Raw genomic sequence first — 14,041 nt, forward strand, 5'->3', positions numbered from 1 at the left:
ATGACCGGGAGGGGCGGGGCGCGGGGACGGCGCCCCGGGGTACTGGGCTCCGTACGCGCTGTGATGCGCCACAACGTAAGTTGGTCCAGACCAAGCGTCAAGGGTGTGCGGCGGCGACGGTGTGGGCGGGACGAGGAAGGAGCCACCGGGCGGTCGACGAGCCCTGCGGAATGATTACAAGGTTAGGTGGAGATAAAGACCCCGTTCCCGGGTAGACGCCAGCCGAGCGTCACGGTGGAGCGGACCGCTCCACCGCATTCCCCACCTGAGAGCGAGGGCACCATGCTTGCCGTCGGCCTAATCCTCCTGATCATCGGTTTTCTGACCGGTATCTCCATCCTCTGGACCATCGGCATCATCCTGCTGGTCATCGGAGCAGTTCTGTGGATCATGGGCTCGGTCGGGCACGCGGTCGGCGGTCGACGCCACTACTGGTAGTCGGTGCACAACCGTGCAGTCGTACCCCCGCAGCCGTACCCGAACGCCCCCACCGGGGACCGCGGCCCGTCACCGACGGGCCCGGCCCCGCGGGGTGAGCGGGGCCCCCGTCCCGCGGCCGTCCGGTAGCCCGACGTGAAGCGCCACCACGACCTGGTCGTCATCGGCGCGGGGTCGGGCAACGCCGTCATCGACGACTCCTTCGCCGACCTCGACGTCGCGATCGTCGAGGACAGGTGGTTCGGCGGAACCTGCCTGAACGCGGGCTGCATCCCGAGCAAGATGTTCGCCTACACCGCCGAGGTCGCCCGTACGGTCTCCGGCGCCGCTACCTTCGACATCGACGCCGAGCTGCGCGCCGTCCGTTGGCGGGCGGCGCGGGACCGCGTGTTCGGGCGCCTGGACGCCGAGCGCGAGGAGGGCCGCGAGGGCCGCAGGAAGGCCGGGTTCATCACGGTCTACGAGGGCCGGGCGCGGTTCACCGGCCCCCGCGAACTGTGCGTCGACCTGCCGGACGGCCCCGTGCGCATCAGCGCGCGGCAGATCGTCGTCGCGGCCGGCGGGCGCCCGATGGTGCCCCCGCCCGTCGCGGACTCCGGGCTCCCCTTCGAGACCTCCGACACCGTCATGCGCGTCGACGCGCCGCCCCGCCGTCTGGCCGTCCTCGGGGGCGGCTACATCGCGGCCGAGCTCGCCGAGGTGTTCTCCGCGGCGGGCAGCTCCGTCGTCATCGTCGAGAAGGAAGAGCGGCTGCTCGGCCCCCAGGACGAGAGCGTCGCCGAGCGGTTCACCGAGCTGGTCCGCCCCCGCTACGACCTCCGGCTCGGCCGGGAGGTCACCTCCGTGGGCGGCCGTCCGGGCATGCTGCGCCTGACCCTCGACGACGGCGCGACGGTCGAGGCGGACATGCTGCTGGTGGCCGCGGGCCGGGTGCCCAACAGCGACCGGCTCGACCTCGACGCCGCGGGCATCGAGACCCACGACGACGGGCGCATCGTGGTGGACGCGCACCAGCGCACCACCGCGGAGGGCGTCTTCGCACTCGGCGACATCTGCACCCCGGTCCCGCTCAAGCACGTCGCCAACCGCGAGGCGCAGGTGGTCGCCCACAACCTCCGCCACCCGGACGACCTGATCGCGGCGGACCACGAGGGGGTGCCCGCGGCCGTTTTCACCCGGCCCCAGATCGCCTCCGTCGGCGCCACCGCACAGGACTGCCGGGACCGGGGGATCGACCCCCTGGTCGGTGAGGCCCGCTACGCGGACGTGGCGTACGGCTGGGCGATGGAGGACACCACGGGCTTCTGCAAGGTGCTGGCCGAACGCGGCTCCGGCCGCCTGCTCGGCGCCCACATCATGGGCCCGCAGGCCGCGGCCCTCATCCAGCCCCTCGTCCTGGCGATGGCCCAGGGCATCGATGCCGCCACCCTCGCCCGGTCCGCCTACTGGATCCACCCGGCGCCCACCGAACTCGTCGAACGAGCCCTCCTGGCCCTCGACGGGTGACGGCGGACCCGGCCGGTTGCGCTCCCGCGGCGCATGACCGGCGGGCAGAGGGGCAGGCGCGCCGACACGAGACACGGCACGACACACCAGACGAGGAGGGCCGCGGGAAAGCTTCCGCCGCCCTCCGCTGACCGGAGGAGTTGTTTTCGCGTGACGGAGCAGGTGTGGAGCTACACCTCGACCTCGGGCCATCTGGCCGGCGCCGATCTGACCGGCTACAAGGTCGAGGCGACCGACGGCGGTATCGGCACGGTGGACAAGCACTCCGACGAGGTCGGCGACGCCTACCTGGTCGTGGACACCGGCGTCTGGATCTTCGGCAAGGAGGTCCTCCTCCCCGCGAGCACGGTCGTCAGGATCGACCCCGAGGAGCGGAAGGTGTTCGTGGACCGGACCAAGGAGCAGATCAAGGACGCCCCCGAATTCCACCGGGACAAGCACCTGGGGGACCCGCACTACCGCGAGGAACTGGGCCTCTACTACGGCAGCGGCTTCCCCTTCGGGCTGCCGCCCGCCTGACCGTTCGCCCCGCAGGCCCCCGGCCGACGTGCTCAGGCCGGGGGGTCCTGCGGCGCGACCGCGGTGAAGAGGGCCCCGTCCGCGTCGGCCAGCACGACCCACCGGCTGGTACGGGAGCTCTCCACGGGGGAGGCCGTCCTGCCGCCCATGGCGCCGGCCGCCTCGATCGCCGCCTCCAGGTCCGGTACGCGGAAGTGCACGTGCCACCGGGGGCGGACCTGCGGATCGGGGTCCTCGTCGAGCGCGCCCCCGCTGATGCGGGCGACGGCCTCGTAGCCGTGGCGCAGGACGACGTGGTCGTGCTCGTAGGAGACGGTGCAGCAGCCCTGCGGCTCACCCGCCCAGTCCAGGACCTCCCCGTAGAAGATGGCGGCGGCGAAGGCGTCGCGCGTCCGCAGTTCCAGCCACGCCGGGGCGTTGTAGTGGCCCACGGTCCAGTCCGGGATGACCCTGCCCTGCCAGAACCCGAAGGCCGCTCCCGCCGGGTCCGCGGCCAGCCCGGCCCGCCCGGTGCCGAAGGCCAGGGGCCCGACCGCCATGGTGGCCCCGCGCTCCCGGATCCGGCCCGCCGTGACGTCGGCGTCCTCGACCGCGAAGTACGGCGTCCAGGCCACCGGCACACCGAGGCTCCCGGCCAGCGCGCCGATGCCCGCGACGGGCGCCCCGTTCTGGAAGGCGACGGAAAAACCGTCTCCGAAGCGGGTCGGCCGGAACTCCCACCCGAGCACCGCGGCGTAGAAACCCTGGGCGCAGGCGAGGTCGCGGGCCATCAGGCTCACCCAGCACGGCGCACCGGACATCTCATGACTGGATGTCGACACAGCTGCCCACCTCATCTGCCGGACACGGCTACGGGACCCTTCCACCGTAGCCCCGGCCGCCGCACCCGGCTCCGAGGCGCGGGTCCGGCCACCCGTACGTACGAGTCACCCGGGCATGAGCCGCCGGCCTGCGGGTATGCGCCCGTGAACGCACATTTCGAGGGAGGCGCCATGCCGCAGGTCCGGGGGTCGGGCAGGGACGAGACGGAGGACGAGCGCGCGGACCGGCAGTGGACCGAACTCATCCAGGAGATACGCGTCGCGCAGACGGGCGTGCAGATCCTCTTCGGGTTCCTGCTGACCGTCGTCTTCACCCCCACCTTCCGCGGGCTCGCGGAGACCGACAAGACGATCTACATCGTCACGGTGGTGCTGGGCTCGCTCGCCACGGGCGCGCTGATCGGGCCCGTCGCCCTGCACCGCATCGTCTCGGGCCGCCGGATCAAGGCGGAGGCGGTGGCGTGGGCGGCGCGCCTGACGCTGGTCGGCCTGGTGCTGCTGCTGGCGACCTGCACCGCGGCCCTGTTCCTCGTCCTGCGGGTCGCGACCCACAACGCCCTCGTGCCGTGGCTGGTCGGGGGGGTGCTGGCCTGGTACCTGCTGTGCTGGTTCGTGCTGCCCCTGTGGGTCCGGATCCGCCACACGTCCGAGCACTGAGGCCGCGGCGGGTACCGCGCGCGGTACCCGCCGCGTCGCACCTCAGGCGGGCCGGGGGGCCGCCAGGGCGGCGGCCACGTCCGGCTGGAGCCGGAAACGTCAGCGGTCCTCGGGTACGTGGATGTCCAGCACGCAGATGTCGTCCCGGTGCCCGGGGTGCCGGGCGGCGAGCGTACGGGCGAGGGTCTCCCCGCGGCCCTCCCGCAGCAGGCGCAGGGCGGTCGCGGCGAGCCGTTTCAGGCCCGTATCGATGTCCTCCCCCGGTTCCTCCACCAGACCGTCGGTGAACAGCAGCAGGTGGTCGCCGGGCATCAGGTCGAGGACGGCCTGGCCGTAGGAGGCGTCGAACGAGGCCCCGAGCAGCGTGCCCTGCGGCTGCGGGAGGAACTCCGCCCGGTCGCCGCGGATCAGGAGCGGCGGAAGGTGCCCCGCCCGTACCCACATCAACCGCCGGTCCCACGGCTGGTAGCGGGCCATGACCATGGTGGCGGTGGCGCCCCCGGCGGGGTCCGTGGCGGTGTGGAGCAGGAGGTTGTTGAGCCTGCCGAGGACGTCCGGCAGCGAGGAGCCGGTGACCGTCATGCCCTTGGTGGTGAACCGCAGCTGCGCCATCGTGCCGACGGCGGACAGCCCGTGCCCCGCGACGTCACCGACCACGAACAGGGCGCTGGAGTCGGGGAGTTCGATGGCGCTGTACCAGTCGCCGCCGACGTTGATCCCGCTGTCCGCGGGAAGGTAGGCGACGTCGATGGACAGTCCGGCCAGCTCCAGGGACTGCTCGGGGATCGGCAGCAGCGTGTTCTGCAGGCGGGCCGCGAGCGCCCGTTCGGCCTGGAGCATGCCGCGCTGGAGGAGGACGGCGCGCTCGCTCTCCAGCAGGGCGAGCTCGGTACCGCGCTGCGCGGTGAGGTCCTGGAAGAAACCGTGCACCTCGACCGGGGTGCCGTCGGCGTCCAGCTGCGCCTCGGCGACGATCCGCAGGTGCCGCACGCCGAAGGCGGTGGTGATCCGGAACGGGTGGTCGATCGCCTCCCCGCCGCCCAGCAGCCGCTGGACGGCGGCGCCCAGCAGCGGGAGGTCGTCGGGGACGAGGTGCCGCGGCAACTCCTCCAGCGTCATCGGCCCCTCGCCCGGATCGCGGTCGAAGATGGCGAAGACCTGGTCGGACCAGGTGATGGTGTCGGAGGCCAGGTTCCAGCTCGCCCAGCCCAGGTTGCCGAGCCGCTGCATGTCGTCCAGCCGCCGCGCCTCGCGCTCGCTGGTGTCGTGCCGCACCCAAGAGACCACCAGGCGTTCCCCGAGCCGGGACGCGCGGACCGAGTAGACCGACTCCCGGGGGACGCCGGCCGTCACCTCTTCGTAGACGAACGGCTCGCCCTCGTACACGGTGCCCGTCGTGAGGGCCTCCAGGTAGCCGTCCCACAGGGCGGTGCCCGCCACGGTCGGATAGGTCTCCAGGACCCGCCGGCCCACGAGTTCCTTGCCGCGCCGCCCGGCGACGTCCACCGACTGGGGCGCCGCCGCGTCGATGCGGTAGTCCTCCACCTCGCCCGACTCCGAGTGCAGCGGGGTCAGGAGGATGGCGGGTCCCGTCAGCGCGTCCAGGATCCGCTGGGCGGTGGTGACGTCGGCGTCGCCCATGACGTACGCGTCGCGCGGCTGCCCGGGCATGCCGAGCGGGCCCGCGCACAGGCGCGCCGCCCGCCGCAGCAGGGCGCGGGTATCGGCCGCGAAGGGGCCCGGCTGCGCCCGGAGGAACCCGATGGCCGCCCGGGGGGATCCGCCGTCGGGGACGGGGAGCCAGGCGCGCGAGAGCCACCGCTCCGGCGGGTCCCCGATCATCAGGTAGCGGCGCGCGTCCTGCGCCAGGTCCTCCAGCCACAGGGCCCGGCACGCGGCGATCGCCTCGTGGGCGGCGACGCCGGTGAGCGGCGGGACGTGGCGCCACTGGTCGGCCAGCCCGTCGGTGATGCCGGCGCGCCCGGTCAGCTCCAGCCCGCCGGCGGGGGTCAGGGAGTAGATCATCACCGCGTCCACTCCCGCGTCCCCGCCGAGTACGGTGCGCAGCAGTTCCGCGACGGCGTTCCCGCCCCGCGCCCGGGCCAGGCCGTCGGCGAGCCGGGCGAGCAGGGGGCGCAGGGCGGCTTCGCGGTCCTCGCGGGTGACGACGTAGCGCTCGGTGCTGAAGGAGGAGGCGGACGTCCCGGACGACCGGGAGGGGGCGGAGGTCCCGGCCGCGCCCGGCCCCCCCACGGCGTCGGCGGCGGCCTCACCGGCGCTCACCGCCACGGTCGCCGTCGCGCCCGCGGGTACGGTCGTGGTCGTGGTCGTGGTGACCTGCGGGGCCGCGATGACGGCGTCGGCATCACCGGCCGACAGGGGCGAACGCACCTGGCCGAGGGTGATCCAGCACTCCTCCAGGAGGGACCGGCCCCGCTCGGCGGCGCGGACGAGGAGCCGCTCGTAGGCCGCATCGGCCGATATCCCGGCCCGGGCCATCACCACGCCCTTGGCCCGCTCGACGACGGCGCTGGTCGCGGCGACCTCCTCCAGGTCCACGACCTCGGACCGCAATCTGGCCACCACTTTGGCGAGCGCCAGCACCTCCGGCGAGGCGCCCTCGCCCGTCGGCTCGGCATCGATCTCCACCCCTTGAGCATGCCATGCCCGTGGGGCGCCCGCGCCCACATGGGGCAACCCCCGGCGGTGGGCCCGGCCACCCCCTCGCGCCCCGCCCGCGGGCCGTCGCGCACGCCGGCCCGGCGCGGGAGCCCCGACGCCCGGCGGGCGTCGCGTTAGGCTCGGATGAGGCCCCGCAAGAGACGGTGCGGAAGGGGAGGTGCTCATGTGCCGCTGGCTCGCCTACTCGGGATCGCCCATGCTGCTCGACGCCGTGCTGTACCGGCCCGAGCACTCGCTGATCAACCAGAGCCTCCATGCCCGCATGGGCGCCGAAGCGACCAACGGCGACGGCTTCGGCATCGGCTGGTACAGCGCGGAGAAGGGTGACGGTACCCCGGCGATCTTCCGGGACATCGCACCGGCCTGGAACAACCGCAACCTGCGGGAGCTGGCCGCGCACGTCCGGTCCCCCCTGTTCTTCGCGCACGTCCGCGCCTCCACGGGGTCGGCCGTACAGCAGACGAACTGCCACCCCTTCCGGCACGGACGGTGGCTCTGGATGCACAACGGGGCCATCGCCGACTTCCACCGCCTCCAGCGGGACCTGTGCATGGCCGTCGACCCGGCGCTCTTCCCGTCCATCGAGGGGTCCACCGACTCCGAGGTGATGTTCTACCTGGCGGTCACCTTCGGACTGGACCAGGACGTCCCGGGTGCGGTGGCCCGCATGGTGGGGTTCGTGGAACGGCTCGGCAAGGAGCACGGCGTACCGGAGCCGGTCCAGATGACGGTGGCCGTCAGCGACGGCGAGCGGGTGTGGGCCTTCCGCTATTCCAGCCAGGGCAAGTCCCGCTCGCTCTTCTACAGCAGCGCCGCCGAGACGGTCCGCAACCTCCACCCCGAGATGCACTACCTCAGCGAGATCTCCGACGAGACCCGCATCGTCGTCTCCGAGCCGCTGGGGGACCTGCCGGGCGTGTGGAACGAGCTGCCCGAGGCGAGCTACACGGTGATCCCCGTCGTCCCGGGTCCGGACTACCTCCCCTTCGTCCCGGAGCTGCCCTGAGGGCCGGGCCCCCGAACGGGCCGTTTGTGCGGGGGCGGCCAGGGCAGACGCCCGAGCATGTCGGAGCGAACCGAGTTGAAAACGGCGTCCGTCACCACCAAGGTGCCGGCGCGGCTGGACCGGCTGCCGTGGTCCCGGTGGCACTGGATGATCGTGATCGGTCTGGGGACCGTATGGATCCTGGACGGTCTCGAAGTCACCGTCGTCGGGAGCATCGCGAGCCGGATCTCCGAAGACGGCAGCGGGCTTTCGATCACGGACGCCCAGGTCACCGGAATGGCGGCCGCGCTCTACGTGGCCGGCGCCTGCGCGGGCGCCCTGGTCTTCGGCCGCCTCACCGACCTGTACGGGCGCAAGAAGCTCTTCCTCGTCACCCTCGGCGTGTACCTCGCGGCGACCGCCCTGACGGCGGTGTCCTTCTCGGCCTGGTGGTTCTTCCTCTTCCGGTTCCTCACCGGCTTCGGCATCGGCGGTGAGTACGCGGCCATCAACTCGGCGATCGACGAGCTGATCCCCAGCAAGTTCCGCGGTCGCGTCGACCTGATCATCAACGGCAGCTTCTGGATCGGCGCGGTCGGCGGCGCCCTGCTGTCGGTCCTCGCCCTGAACACCGGGATCTTCCCGAAGGCGGTGGGCTGGCGGCTCACGTTCGCCCTCGGGGTCGTGCTCGGACTGGTCATCCTGCTGGTGCGGCGGCACGTGCCCGAAAGCCCCCGCTGGATGATCATGCACGGCCGGACGGAGGAGGCCGAGGCGCTGGTCGCGGACGTGGAACGGCGGGTGGAAGCGGAGAAGGGCCGGGCGCTGCCCGAGGCGGAAGAAGCCATCACCGTGCACCGGCGGGACAGCATCGGCTTCGGCGAGATCGCCAGGACGGTCTTCCGCTCCTATCCGCGCCGCGCGGTCCTCGGCCTGTCGCTCTTCGTCGGCCAGGCCTTCCTGTACAACGCGATCACCTTCGGTTTCGGTTCCATCCTCGTCACCTTCTTCCACGTCTCCAGTGGCGTCACCGGCTTCTACTTCGCCGTCGTGGCCTTCCTGAACTTCCTCGGTCCGCTGCTGCTGGGGCGGATGTTCGACACCGTCGGGCGGCGGCCGATGATCGCGGGTACCTACATCCTGTCCGGGGTCCTGCTCTTCGCCACCGCGTGGCTCTTCGGCGCCGGTCGGCTCTCCGCCGTGACCATGACGGCCTGCTGGTGCGTGGTGCTGTTCTTCGCTTCGGCGGGAGCCAGCTCCGCCTACCTGACGGTCAGCGAGATCTTCCCGATGGAGACCCGCGCGATGGCCATCGCGTTCTTCTACGCCATCGGCACCGCCGCGGGCGGCATCTCGGGCCCGCTGCTCTTCGCCGGCCTCACGTCCAGTGGAGTCGTCTCCGACGCGGTGATCGCCTTCTGCGTGGGCGCGGGGCTCATGGTGGCCGCCGGGGTGGTGGCCGTCTTCTACGCGGTGGCCGCCGAGGGCAGGTCGCTGGAGCAGATCGCCACCCCGCTCTCCACCCGCCCGGCCACGGAAGCCGCATGAGGCACGAACCCGCATGAGGTGCCGCGAACGGGGCAGGCGCGGACGGTGCGCCCGGCACGACGCGCACGGCACGCGGCACAGGTACCGAAGGAACGCGAGGTGAGGCACATGGACCGGACGAACGGACCCCCACCCGAAGGTCCCGATCCGGGCCCCGGCCCGGAGACGCCGGATCCGATCACCCGCGATCCGGTGCCCGCGAGCCCCGGGCAGACACCCGGCCCGACCCCCGGCGAAGAGCCGGCCGAACCCCGTCCGGCGCCCGCGCAGCCCTCGCCCAGCGAGCGGCCCGCGGTGCCGGAACCCCCCGACTGAAGGAGGTGAACCCGGTGCGCATCGCCTTTCTGACCGCGCCCGAGGGCGTGGAGGAAATCGAACTCACCGAACCCTGGAAGGCTGTCGAACAAGCCGGCTGGAACCCCCAGCTGGTGTCGACCGAAGCCGGCCGCGTCCAGGCCTTCAACCATCTCGACAAGGCGGGCACCTTCCCCGTCGACCACGTACTCGCCGGTGATACCTCGGACGGCTACGACGCCCTCGTGCTGCCCGGCGGAGTGGCCAACCCGGACGCCCTGCGCATGGACGAGCGTGCCGTCGCGTTCATCGGCAGCTTCTTCGAAGCGGGCAAGCCGGTGGCGGCGATCTGCCACGCCCCGTGGACGCTCGTGGAGGCGGACGTCGTCCGCGGACGCACGCTCACCTCGTGGCCCAGTCTGACCACCGACATCCGCAATGCCGGCGGCACGTGGGTGGACGAGCCCGTGCAGGTCTGCGACGCCACCCCCGCGACCCTCATCACGAGCCGCAAGCCGGACGACCTGGACGCCTTCTGCGCGGCGTTCGTCAAGGAGTTCCGGGACCACCAGAGCTGACGGGCCGGGACCCCCGGCCCGTCAGCCGGACGGCCTCACACGACGTGCGGGCTCGTCGCCGAGGTCGCAGGGTGGGTAGCACCCCCCTTCAAGGAAGGAACCACCCCGTCATGAGCAAGGCGAAGGCGAAGGTCAAGCAGGTCAAGGGCAAGATCAAGGAGAGCGCCGGCAGCGCGATGGACGACAAGCGCATGCAGGCGGAGGGCAGCGCCGAGCAGATGAGCGGCAAGACCGAGGAGATGGCCGGGAAGACCGCGGACAAGGCGAAGAAGGCCCGCCGCACGTCCTGACCACCGGCTGTGCGCCTGGAGCGGTCGTGAAAGCCGGCCGAACCCGTGGAGGACTTCACGGGTTCGGCCGGCTTTCGGCTGCGACGGGGGACTTCCTAGGCGGGATGGCCGGGATCGAGGTCCACCACGTCGCTGAAGAGCAACAGGGGCGGTCGTACCGGCCCGGGAGGACTTTCCTCCACCGGGGCGAGCAGGAAACCTACGTGGTCACCCCCGCCGATGCGTTCTTGCACGTGCCCGAGGAACCAGGCACGCGCGTCGTCCAGGACCGGCGCGGTCGCCTTGCCGGCGGCCGGCCAGTGCCAGCCGGTGCGGGCGAACTTGTCGACCTCGTCGCCGGTGCGGCTCCCGAAGAGTTCGGCGGTCGGCTTCTGATCGTCCCGCAGCGTGTGCACCGCCAGATGGGTGGCCTCCCGTGCGACGCGGTACGTGTGGTTGGCCTTGGAGAGCCACACCATGAAGAGGGGCGGATCGATCGAGCACTGGCTGGCGAAACCCACCAGGCAGCCCGCCGTCCGTTCTCCGGCCGCCGTCGTCACCACGTACACCGGGTAGTCGAGCGCGTCGGTGAACGCGTCCAGGTTTTCCACGGCCATCACCTCCATGGCGTCTTGTGTCCCAAAGGAACGGGACGGTGCGGGGGAGAGGTGGCGCCGGACCCGACAAGGGGCGGGCGCCGACGCGCCCGCCCCTTGCTTCCGGCCCGCCGGCTCAGGTGTCGAGCAGGCGGTTCACCAGCGAGCGGTAGGCCCGCAGGGCCTGCCGCAGGTCCTCGGTGGCCACTTCCTCACCGCGGTCCCACTGCTTCTCCAAGCCGCTCCGGTGATCCGCCAGGTTTCCGGCGAAGGCCTGCATGACCTCCGCCACCAGGGTGTCCGCCGAGCGGACCGCCTCGCGCGGCTCGTCCACGAACCGCCCCTGGATCTCCGCCCAGGTGGTGCGGTAGCGCTCCGCCTCCGCGGCCCCGAGGAGCGGTTCCTCCCGCTCGGTCTCGGTGGCGGCACCGGTCCCGGTCGCAGCGCCGGGCCCTGCGTCGGTGTCCGCCCCGTATCCGGCCCCGCGGTCCTCCGCGGAAGCCTCCGTCGTACCGTCCGCCGTACCTATCCGCTCCCGGCCCGGATCCGCATCCCCGTAGGCACCGGCCCCGGTTCCGGGCTCCGCCTGCGAAGCACCGCTGCGTTCGCCCGTGGCCTCGCCCGGGAAGACGGCCGCGCCCCGGTCACCGGGCGGCGCGGGGTGTGCCAGGTCCTCCGTCGTCAGCGCGGGTTCGGACCCGTGCCCCGCCCGTTCGTCGTCGTTCCGCATCGTCACCGGCTCCTCTGGTCGGAAAGCAGCTCTTCGAACAGGGCGCGGTAGTGCACCATCGCCCCGCGCAACTCCTCTGTCGTGGCCTCTCCCGCACCACTGCGCACCTTGACGGCATGCGCCGACCGGTACTCCTCCAGCGTGCGTCCGTGCGCGACCGACAGGTCGCGCAGCTGACCGTCGTAGCCCTCGGTGGGATAGCCGCGCTCGCCCATCAGACGGGTCACGAGTTCGTCGGCCCGCTTCACGGAACTGTCCGGCCGGTCGACGAACTCCTGCTGGACCTCGCTCCACTCGTCCGCGTACTGGCGCCGCCGCTCGGGCGACAGCTCCTTGATGTCCAGCTGGTCATACCGTTCCTCGCGGGCGCGCAGGTCCCGCTCGGCGGACCGCTTGCCGCCTCGTTCCTCCACGGTGCGGTCGTACTCCGGTCCGAACCGCTCCCGCAGGTGGCGTCTTCTCGCCAGCATCCACAGCAGCGCCGTGAGCGCTATCACGACGACCACCGCCACGACGATGACGGCTATCAGTGCATTGGTTGACATCTCTGGCCTCCGTTCCGGGGGCTCTCTTCTCGTCTCAGGCGCGCTACTCGTCTCCGTCGCGGCTGCCCCCGGGACGGCGGGGCAAACCCGGGGGACCCGGGCTCCAATCAGGGGGTTTGGACCCACCGTGTTCGAGCAGGCGTCATGCGAAGCGAAACCGAAGAGCAGGAGGGACGTGGCATGGCCGCGGACAAGCAGGAGAACCAGGACGTCGTCGCCCTGATCCTTGAGGACCACCGGACGATGGAGGAGCTCTTCCGGCAGATGCGCAGTGTCGAGTCGGACCGGGCGGGCGCCCTCGCGAAGTTCTCCGCCCTTCTGATCGCGCACGGCGAGGCCGAGGAGGCCGAGGTCTACGGCGCGCTGAAGAGGTTCAAGAACGTCGACGACGACGAGGTCGACCACGGCAGTGAGGAACACGCGGAGGGCAACGAGGCGCTGCTGGCGCTTCTGGAAGTGTCGGAGGTGGGCTCCGACACCTGGGACGAGCGCCTGGAAGAACTGGTCAAGGCGGTCTCCCACCACCTCGACGAAGAGGAGCGGACGATCCTGAACGGCGCCCGGGAGAGCGTGCCCGACGAGCGGCGCCGCGAACTCGGCGTGGCGTTCGTGCGGGAACGGGACCGGCAGCTCGCGGCCGACTGCGGCAGCATCGACAACGTGCGCAAGGTCGTACGGAGTGCCTGACACGGCGCGGCCGCGACCGGGGACCGCGGACGGCCCCCGGGGGGTTTCCGGCCGCGGCCCCGCGCCCGCCCCGGAGGACACGCGCGAACCGGACGCGGCCTCCGGTGAAGCCCCCGGCGACGGTTCGGGCGATGCGTCCGGGCGAGATACGTCGCGGGATGCGCCGGGCGGTACGCCCGGCGGCACAGGCTCCCCGGCCTCCCCGGGAGCCAAGGGCGACCAGGACGCGGAGACGCGCAAGACCGTCTGGGTCGCGCTCGCCGCCAACCTCGCCATCTGTGTCGCCAAGGCGGTCGGGGGAGTCGTCGCCGGCTCCCCGGCCCTGCTGTCGGAAGCGGCCCACTCGATCGCCGACAGCCTCAACGAGGTCTTCCTGCTGGCCTCCCTCAAACGCAGCCGCCGCCCGGCCGACGCGCGGCACCCCTTCGGCTACGGCATGGAGCGGTTCTTCTGGTCCCTCCTCGCCGCCGTCGGCATCTTCGTCACCGGCGGCTGCTTCTCCGTGTTCCAGGGGATCGAGGCCCTGCGCTCCGACGGTTCCGAGACGCGCGACGGATACGTCATCGGCCTCGTCGTGCTCACCGTCGCCCTGGCCGCCGAGGGCGCGTCGCTCGTCCGGGCGCTGCTCCAGGTGCGGCGGGCGGCCCGGGCGGCAGGCCGCGGCATGGCCGCCGAGATCAGGGCCGGCCGTGACCCGGCCCTGCGGACCGTGCTCGCCGAGGACAGCACCGCCTGCGCCGGCGTCGTCCTGGCGATCGTCGGGATCGCCCTGCACATGGCGACCGGGGAGATCGTGTACGAGGCCGCCGCCTCCATCCTCATCGGCGTCCTGCTCGTCTACGTCGCCTACACCCTCGGGCGGGCCGCCCGCGTCCAACTCGTCGGTGAGGCGGCCGACCCCACCCTCCAGCGCGACGTGCGCGCGTTCCTGACCGAGCAGCCGGAGATCGATGCCGTCACCGCGCTGCTCACCATGCGCCTGGGGCCCGACTCCATCATGGTGGCGGCTCGCGTCGACCTCACGCCGGGTTACGACAGCGAGACCGTGGAGGACGCCATGGTGCGGATCCGGCGCGAAGTACACGACCGCTGGCGGGACCTGGACCAGGTGTTCCTGGACGTCACCGACGAGGGCTCCACCCGCCCTGGCGCGCCCGCCGACGGCCACGGCCGCACCCGGGTCTGA

At 72.2% G+C, this 14,041-nt stretch carries 15 protein-coding genes; 10 read left to right on the forward strand and 5 right to left on the reverse strand.

What is annotated here, in order from left to right; all coding sequences use genetic code 11:
* The first annotated feature begins 282 nt into the window (after positions 1-282).
* From AC0693_RS11365 to AC0693_RS11375, 3 genes are all read left to right on the forward strand, one after another.
* Entirely contained in the window at positions 283-438 is a 156-nt protein-coding gene (locus tag AC0693_RS11365) for a DUF6131 family protein (protein ID WP_468466109.1), read from the forward strand.
* A 135-nt stretch (positions 439-573) separates the two neighbouring features.
* Positions 574-1,944, forward strand: a complete 1,371-nt coding sequence (locus tag AC0693_RS11370; RefSeq protein ID WP_478801579.1) for a mycothione reductase — start codon at positions 574-576, stop codon at positions 1,942-1,944.
* A gap of 150 nt (positions 1,945-2,094) precedes the next feature.
* Positions 2,095-2,463, forward strand: coding sequence for a PRC-barrel domain-containing protein (locus AC0693_RS11375; RefSeq protein ID WP_468466105.1), 369 nt, complete (start codon positions 2,095-2,097; stop codon positions 2,461-2,463).
* Between the two features lie 32 nt (positions 2,464-2,495).
* Here the strand turns inward: AC0693_RS11375 and AC0693_RS11380 are convergent, their stop codons facing one another.
* The gene (locus AC0693_RS11380) at positions 2,496-3,263 is read right to left on the reverse strand and encodes a VOC family protein (protein WP_469333232.1); all 768 of its coding nucleotides are present in this window, start codon (positions 3,261-3,263) and stop codon (positions 2,496-2,498) included.
* A 192-nt stretch (positions 3,264-3,455) separates the two neighbouring features.
* Here AC0693_RS11380 and AC0693_RS11385 point away from each other — a divergent pair, with 192 nt between their 5' ends.
* Positions 3,456-3,941 carry a DUF6328 family protein gene (locus AC0693_RS11385; protein WP_468466101.1) on the forward strand — a complete coding sequence of 162 codons (486 nt, stop codon included), beginning with the start codon at positions 3,456-3,458 and terminating at the stop codon, positions 3,939-3,941.
* A 99-nt stretch (positions 3,942-4,040) separates the two neighbouring features.
* Here the strand turns inward: AC0693_RS11385 and AC0693_RS11390 are convergent, their stop codons facing one another.
* Positions 4,041-6,590, reverse strand: a complete 2,550-nt coding sequence (locus AC0693_RS11390; RefSeq protein WP_478801580.1) for a PP2C family protein-serine/threonine phosphatase — start codon at positions 6,588-6,590, stop codon at positions 4,041-4,043.
* Positions 6,591-6,786: 196 nt separating this feature from the next.
* On the opposite strand from AC0693_RS11390, the gene AC0693_RS11395 reads away from it, so the two are divergent.
* The 4 genes from AC0693_RS11395 to AC0693_RS11410 all read left to right on the forward strand — a co-directional run bounded on the left by AC0693_RS11395 (position 6,787) and on the right by AC0693_RS11410 (position 10,318).
* The gene (locus tag AC0693_RS11395) at positions 6,787-7,629 is read left to right on the forward strand and encodes a class II glutamine amidotransferase (RefSeq protein WP_468466097.1); all 843 of its coding nucleotides are present in this window, start codon (positions 6,787-6,789) and stop codon (positions 7,627-7,629) included.
* A gap of 57 nt (positions 7,630-7,686) precedes the next feature.
* On the forward strand, positions 7,687-9,156 hold the full coding sequence (locus AC0693_RS11400) for an MFS transporter (protein WP_469315888.1): 1,470 nt from the start codon (positions 7,687-7,689) through the stop codon (positions 9,154-9,156).
* Positions 9,157-9,485: 329 nt separating this feature from the next.
* Positions 9,486-10,028 (forward strand): type 1 glutamine amidotransferase domain-containing protein, encoded by a 543-nt coding sequence (locus AC0693_RS11405; protein ID WP_468466093.1) that lies wholly within the window; start codon positions 9,486-9,488, stop codon positions 10,026-10,028.
* A gap of 110 nt (positions 10,029-10,138) precedes the next feature.
* Positions 10,139-10,318 (forward strand): CsbD family protein, encoded by a 180-nt coding sequence (locus AC0693_RS11410; protein WP_468466091.1) that lies wholly within the window; start codon positions 10,139-10,141, stop codon positions 10,316-10,318.
* Between the two features lie 95 nt (positions 10,319-10,413).
* On the opposite strand, the gene AC0693_RS11415 is transcribed toward AC0693_RS11410, so the two are convergent.
* The 3 genes from AC0693_RS11415 to AC0693_RS11425 all read right to left on the reverse strand — a co-directional run bounded on the left by AC0693_RS11415 (position 10,414) and on the right by AC0693_RS11425 (position 12,168).
* Entirely contained in the window at positions 10,414-10,914 is a 501-nt protein-coding gene (locus AC0693_RS11415) for a flavin reductase family protein (protein WP_478737396.1), read from the reverse strand.
* Between the two features lie 115 nt (positions 10,915-11,029).
* Positions 11,030-11,623, reverse strand: coding sequence for a hypothetical protein (locus AC0693_RS11420; RefSeq protein ID WP_478801581.1), 594 nt, complete (start codon positions 11,621-11,623; stop codon positions 11,030-11,032).
* Positions 11,624-11,625: 2 nt separating this feature from the next.
* A complete protein-coding gene (locus AC0693_RS11425) occupies positions 11,626-12,168 on the reverse strand; it encodes a hypothetical protein (RefSeq protein ID WP_468466087.1) in 543 nt (180 codons plus the stop codon).
* 180 nt (positions 12,169-12,348) lie between these two features.
* On the opposite strand from AC0693_RS11425, the gene AC0693_RS11430 reads away from it, so the two are divergent.
* Positions 12,349-12,855, forward strand: coding sequence for a hemerythrin domain-containing protein (locus AC0693_RS11430; RefSeq protein ID WP_478737393.1), 507 nt, complete (start codon positions 12,349-12,351; stop codon positions 12,853-12,855).
* The gene (locus AC0693_RS11435; RefSeq protein ID WP_478801582.1) at positions 12,848-14,041 is read left to right on the forward strand and encodes a cation diffusion facilitator family transporter; all 1,194 of its coding nucleotides are present in this window, start codon (positions 12,848-12,850) and stop codon (positions 14,039-14,041) included. Before AC0693_RS11430 ends, AC0693_RS11435 begins: the two co-directional genes overlap by 8 nt.

It is taken from the genome of Streptomyces sp. NPDC043876 (assembly GCF_056435825.1).

Coding starts and splice junctions, on each gene's coding strand:
- AC0693_RS11380 (WP_469333232.1), bottom strand. CDS start 3,263: ATGTCCGGTGCGCCGTGCTGGGTGAGCCTGATGGCCCGCGACCTCGCC.
- AC0693_RS11395 (WP_468466097.1), top strand. CDS start 6,787: ATGTGCCGCTGGCTCGCCTACTCGGGATCGCCCATGCTGCTCGACGCC.
- AC0693_RS11430 (WP_478737393.1), top strand. CDS start 12,349: ATGGCCGCGGACAAGCAGGAGAACCAGGACGTCGTCGCCCTGATCCTT.
- AC0693_RS11410 (WP_468466091.1), top strand. CDS start 10,139: ATGAGCAAGGCGAAGGCGAAGGTCAAGCAGGTCAAGGGCAAGATCAAG.
- AC0693_RS11425 (WP_468466087.1), bottom strand. CDS start 12,168: ATGTCAACCAATGCACTGATAGCCGTCATCGTCGTGGCGGTGGTCGTC.
- AC0693_RS11365 (WP_468466109.1), top strand. CDS start 283: ATGCTTGCCGTCGGCCTAATCCTCCTGATCATCGGTTTTCTGACCGGT.
- AC0693_RS11385 (WP_468466101.1), top strand. CDS start 3,456: ATGCCGCAGGTCCGGGGGTCGGGCAGGGACGAGACGGAGGACGAGCGC.
- AC0693_RS11400 (WP_469315888.1), top strand. CDS start 7,687: ATGTCGGAGCGAACCGAGTTGAAAACGGCGTCCGTCACCACCAAGGTG.
- AC0693_RS11415 (WP_478737396.1), bottom strand. CDS start 10,914: ATGGCCGTGGAAAACCTGGACGCGTTCACCGACGCGCTCGACTACCCG.
- AC0693_RS11420 (WP_478801581.1), bottom strand. CDS start 11,623: ATGCGGAACGACGACGAACGGGCGGGGCACGGGTCCGAACCCGCGCTG.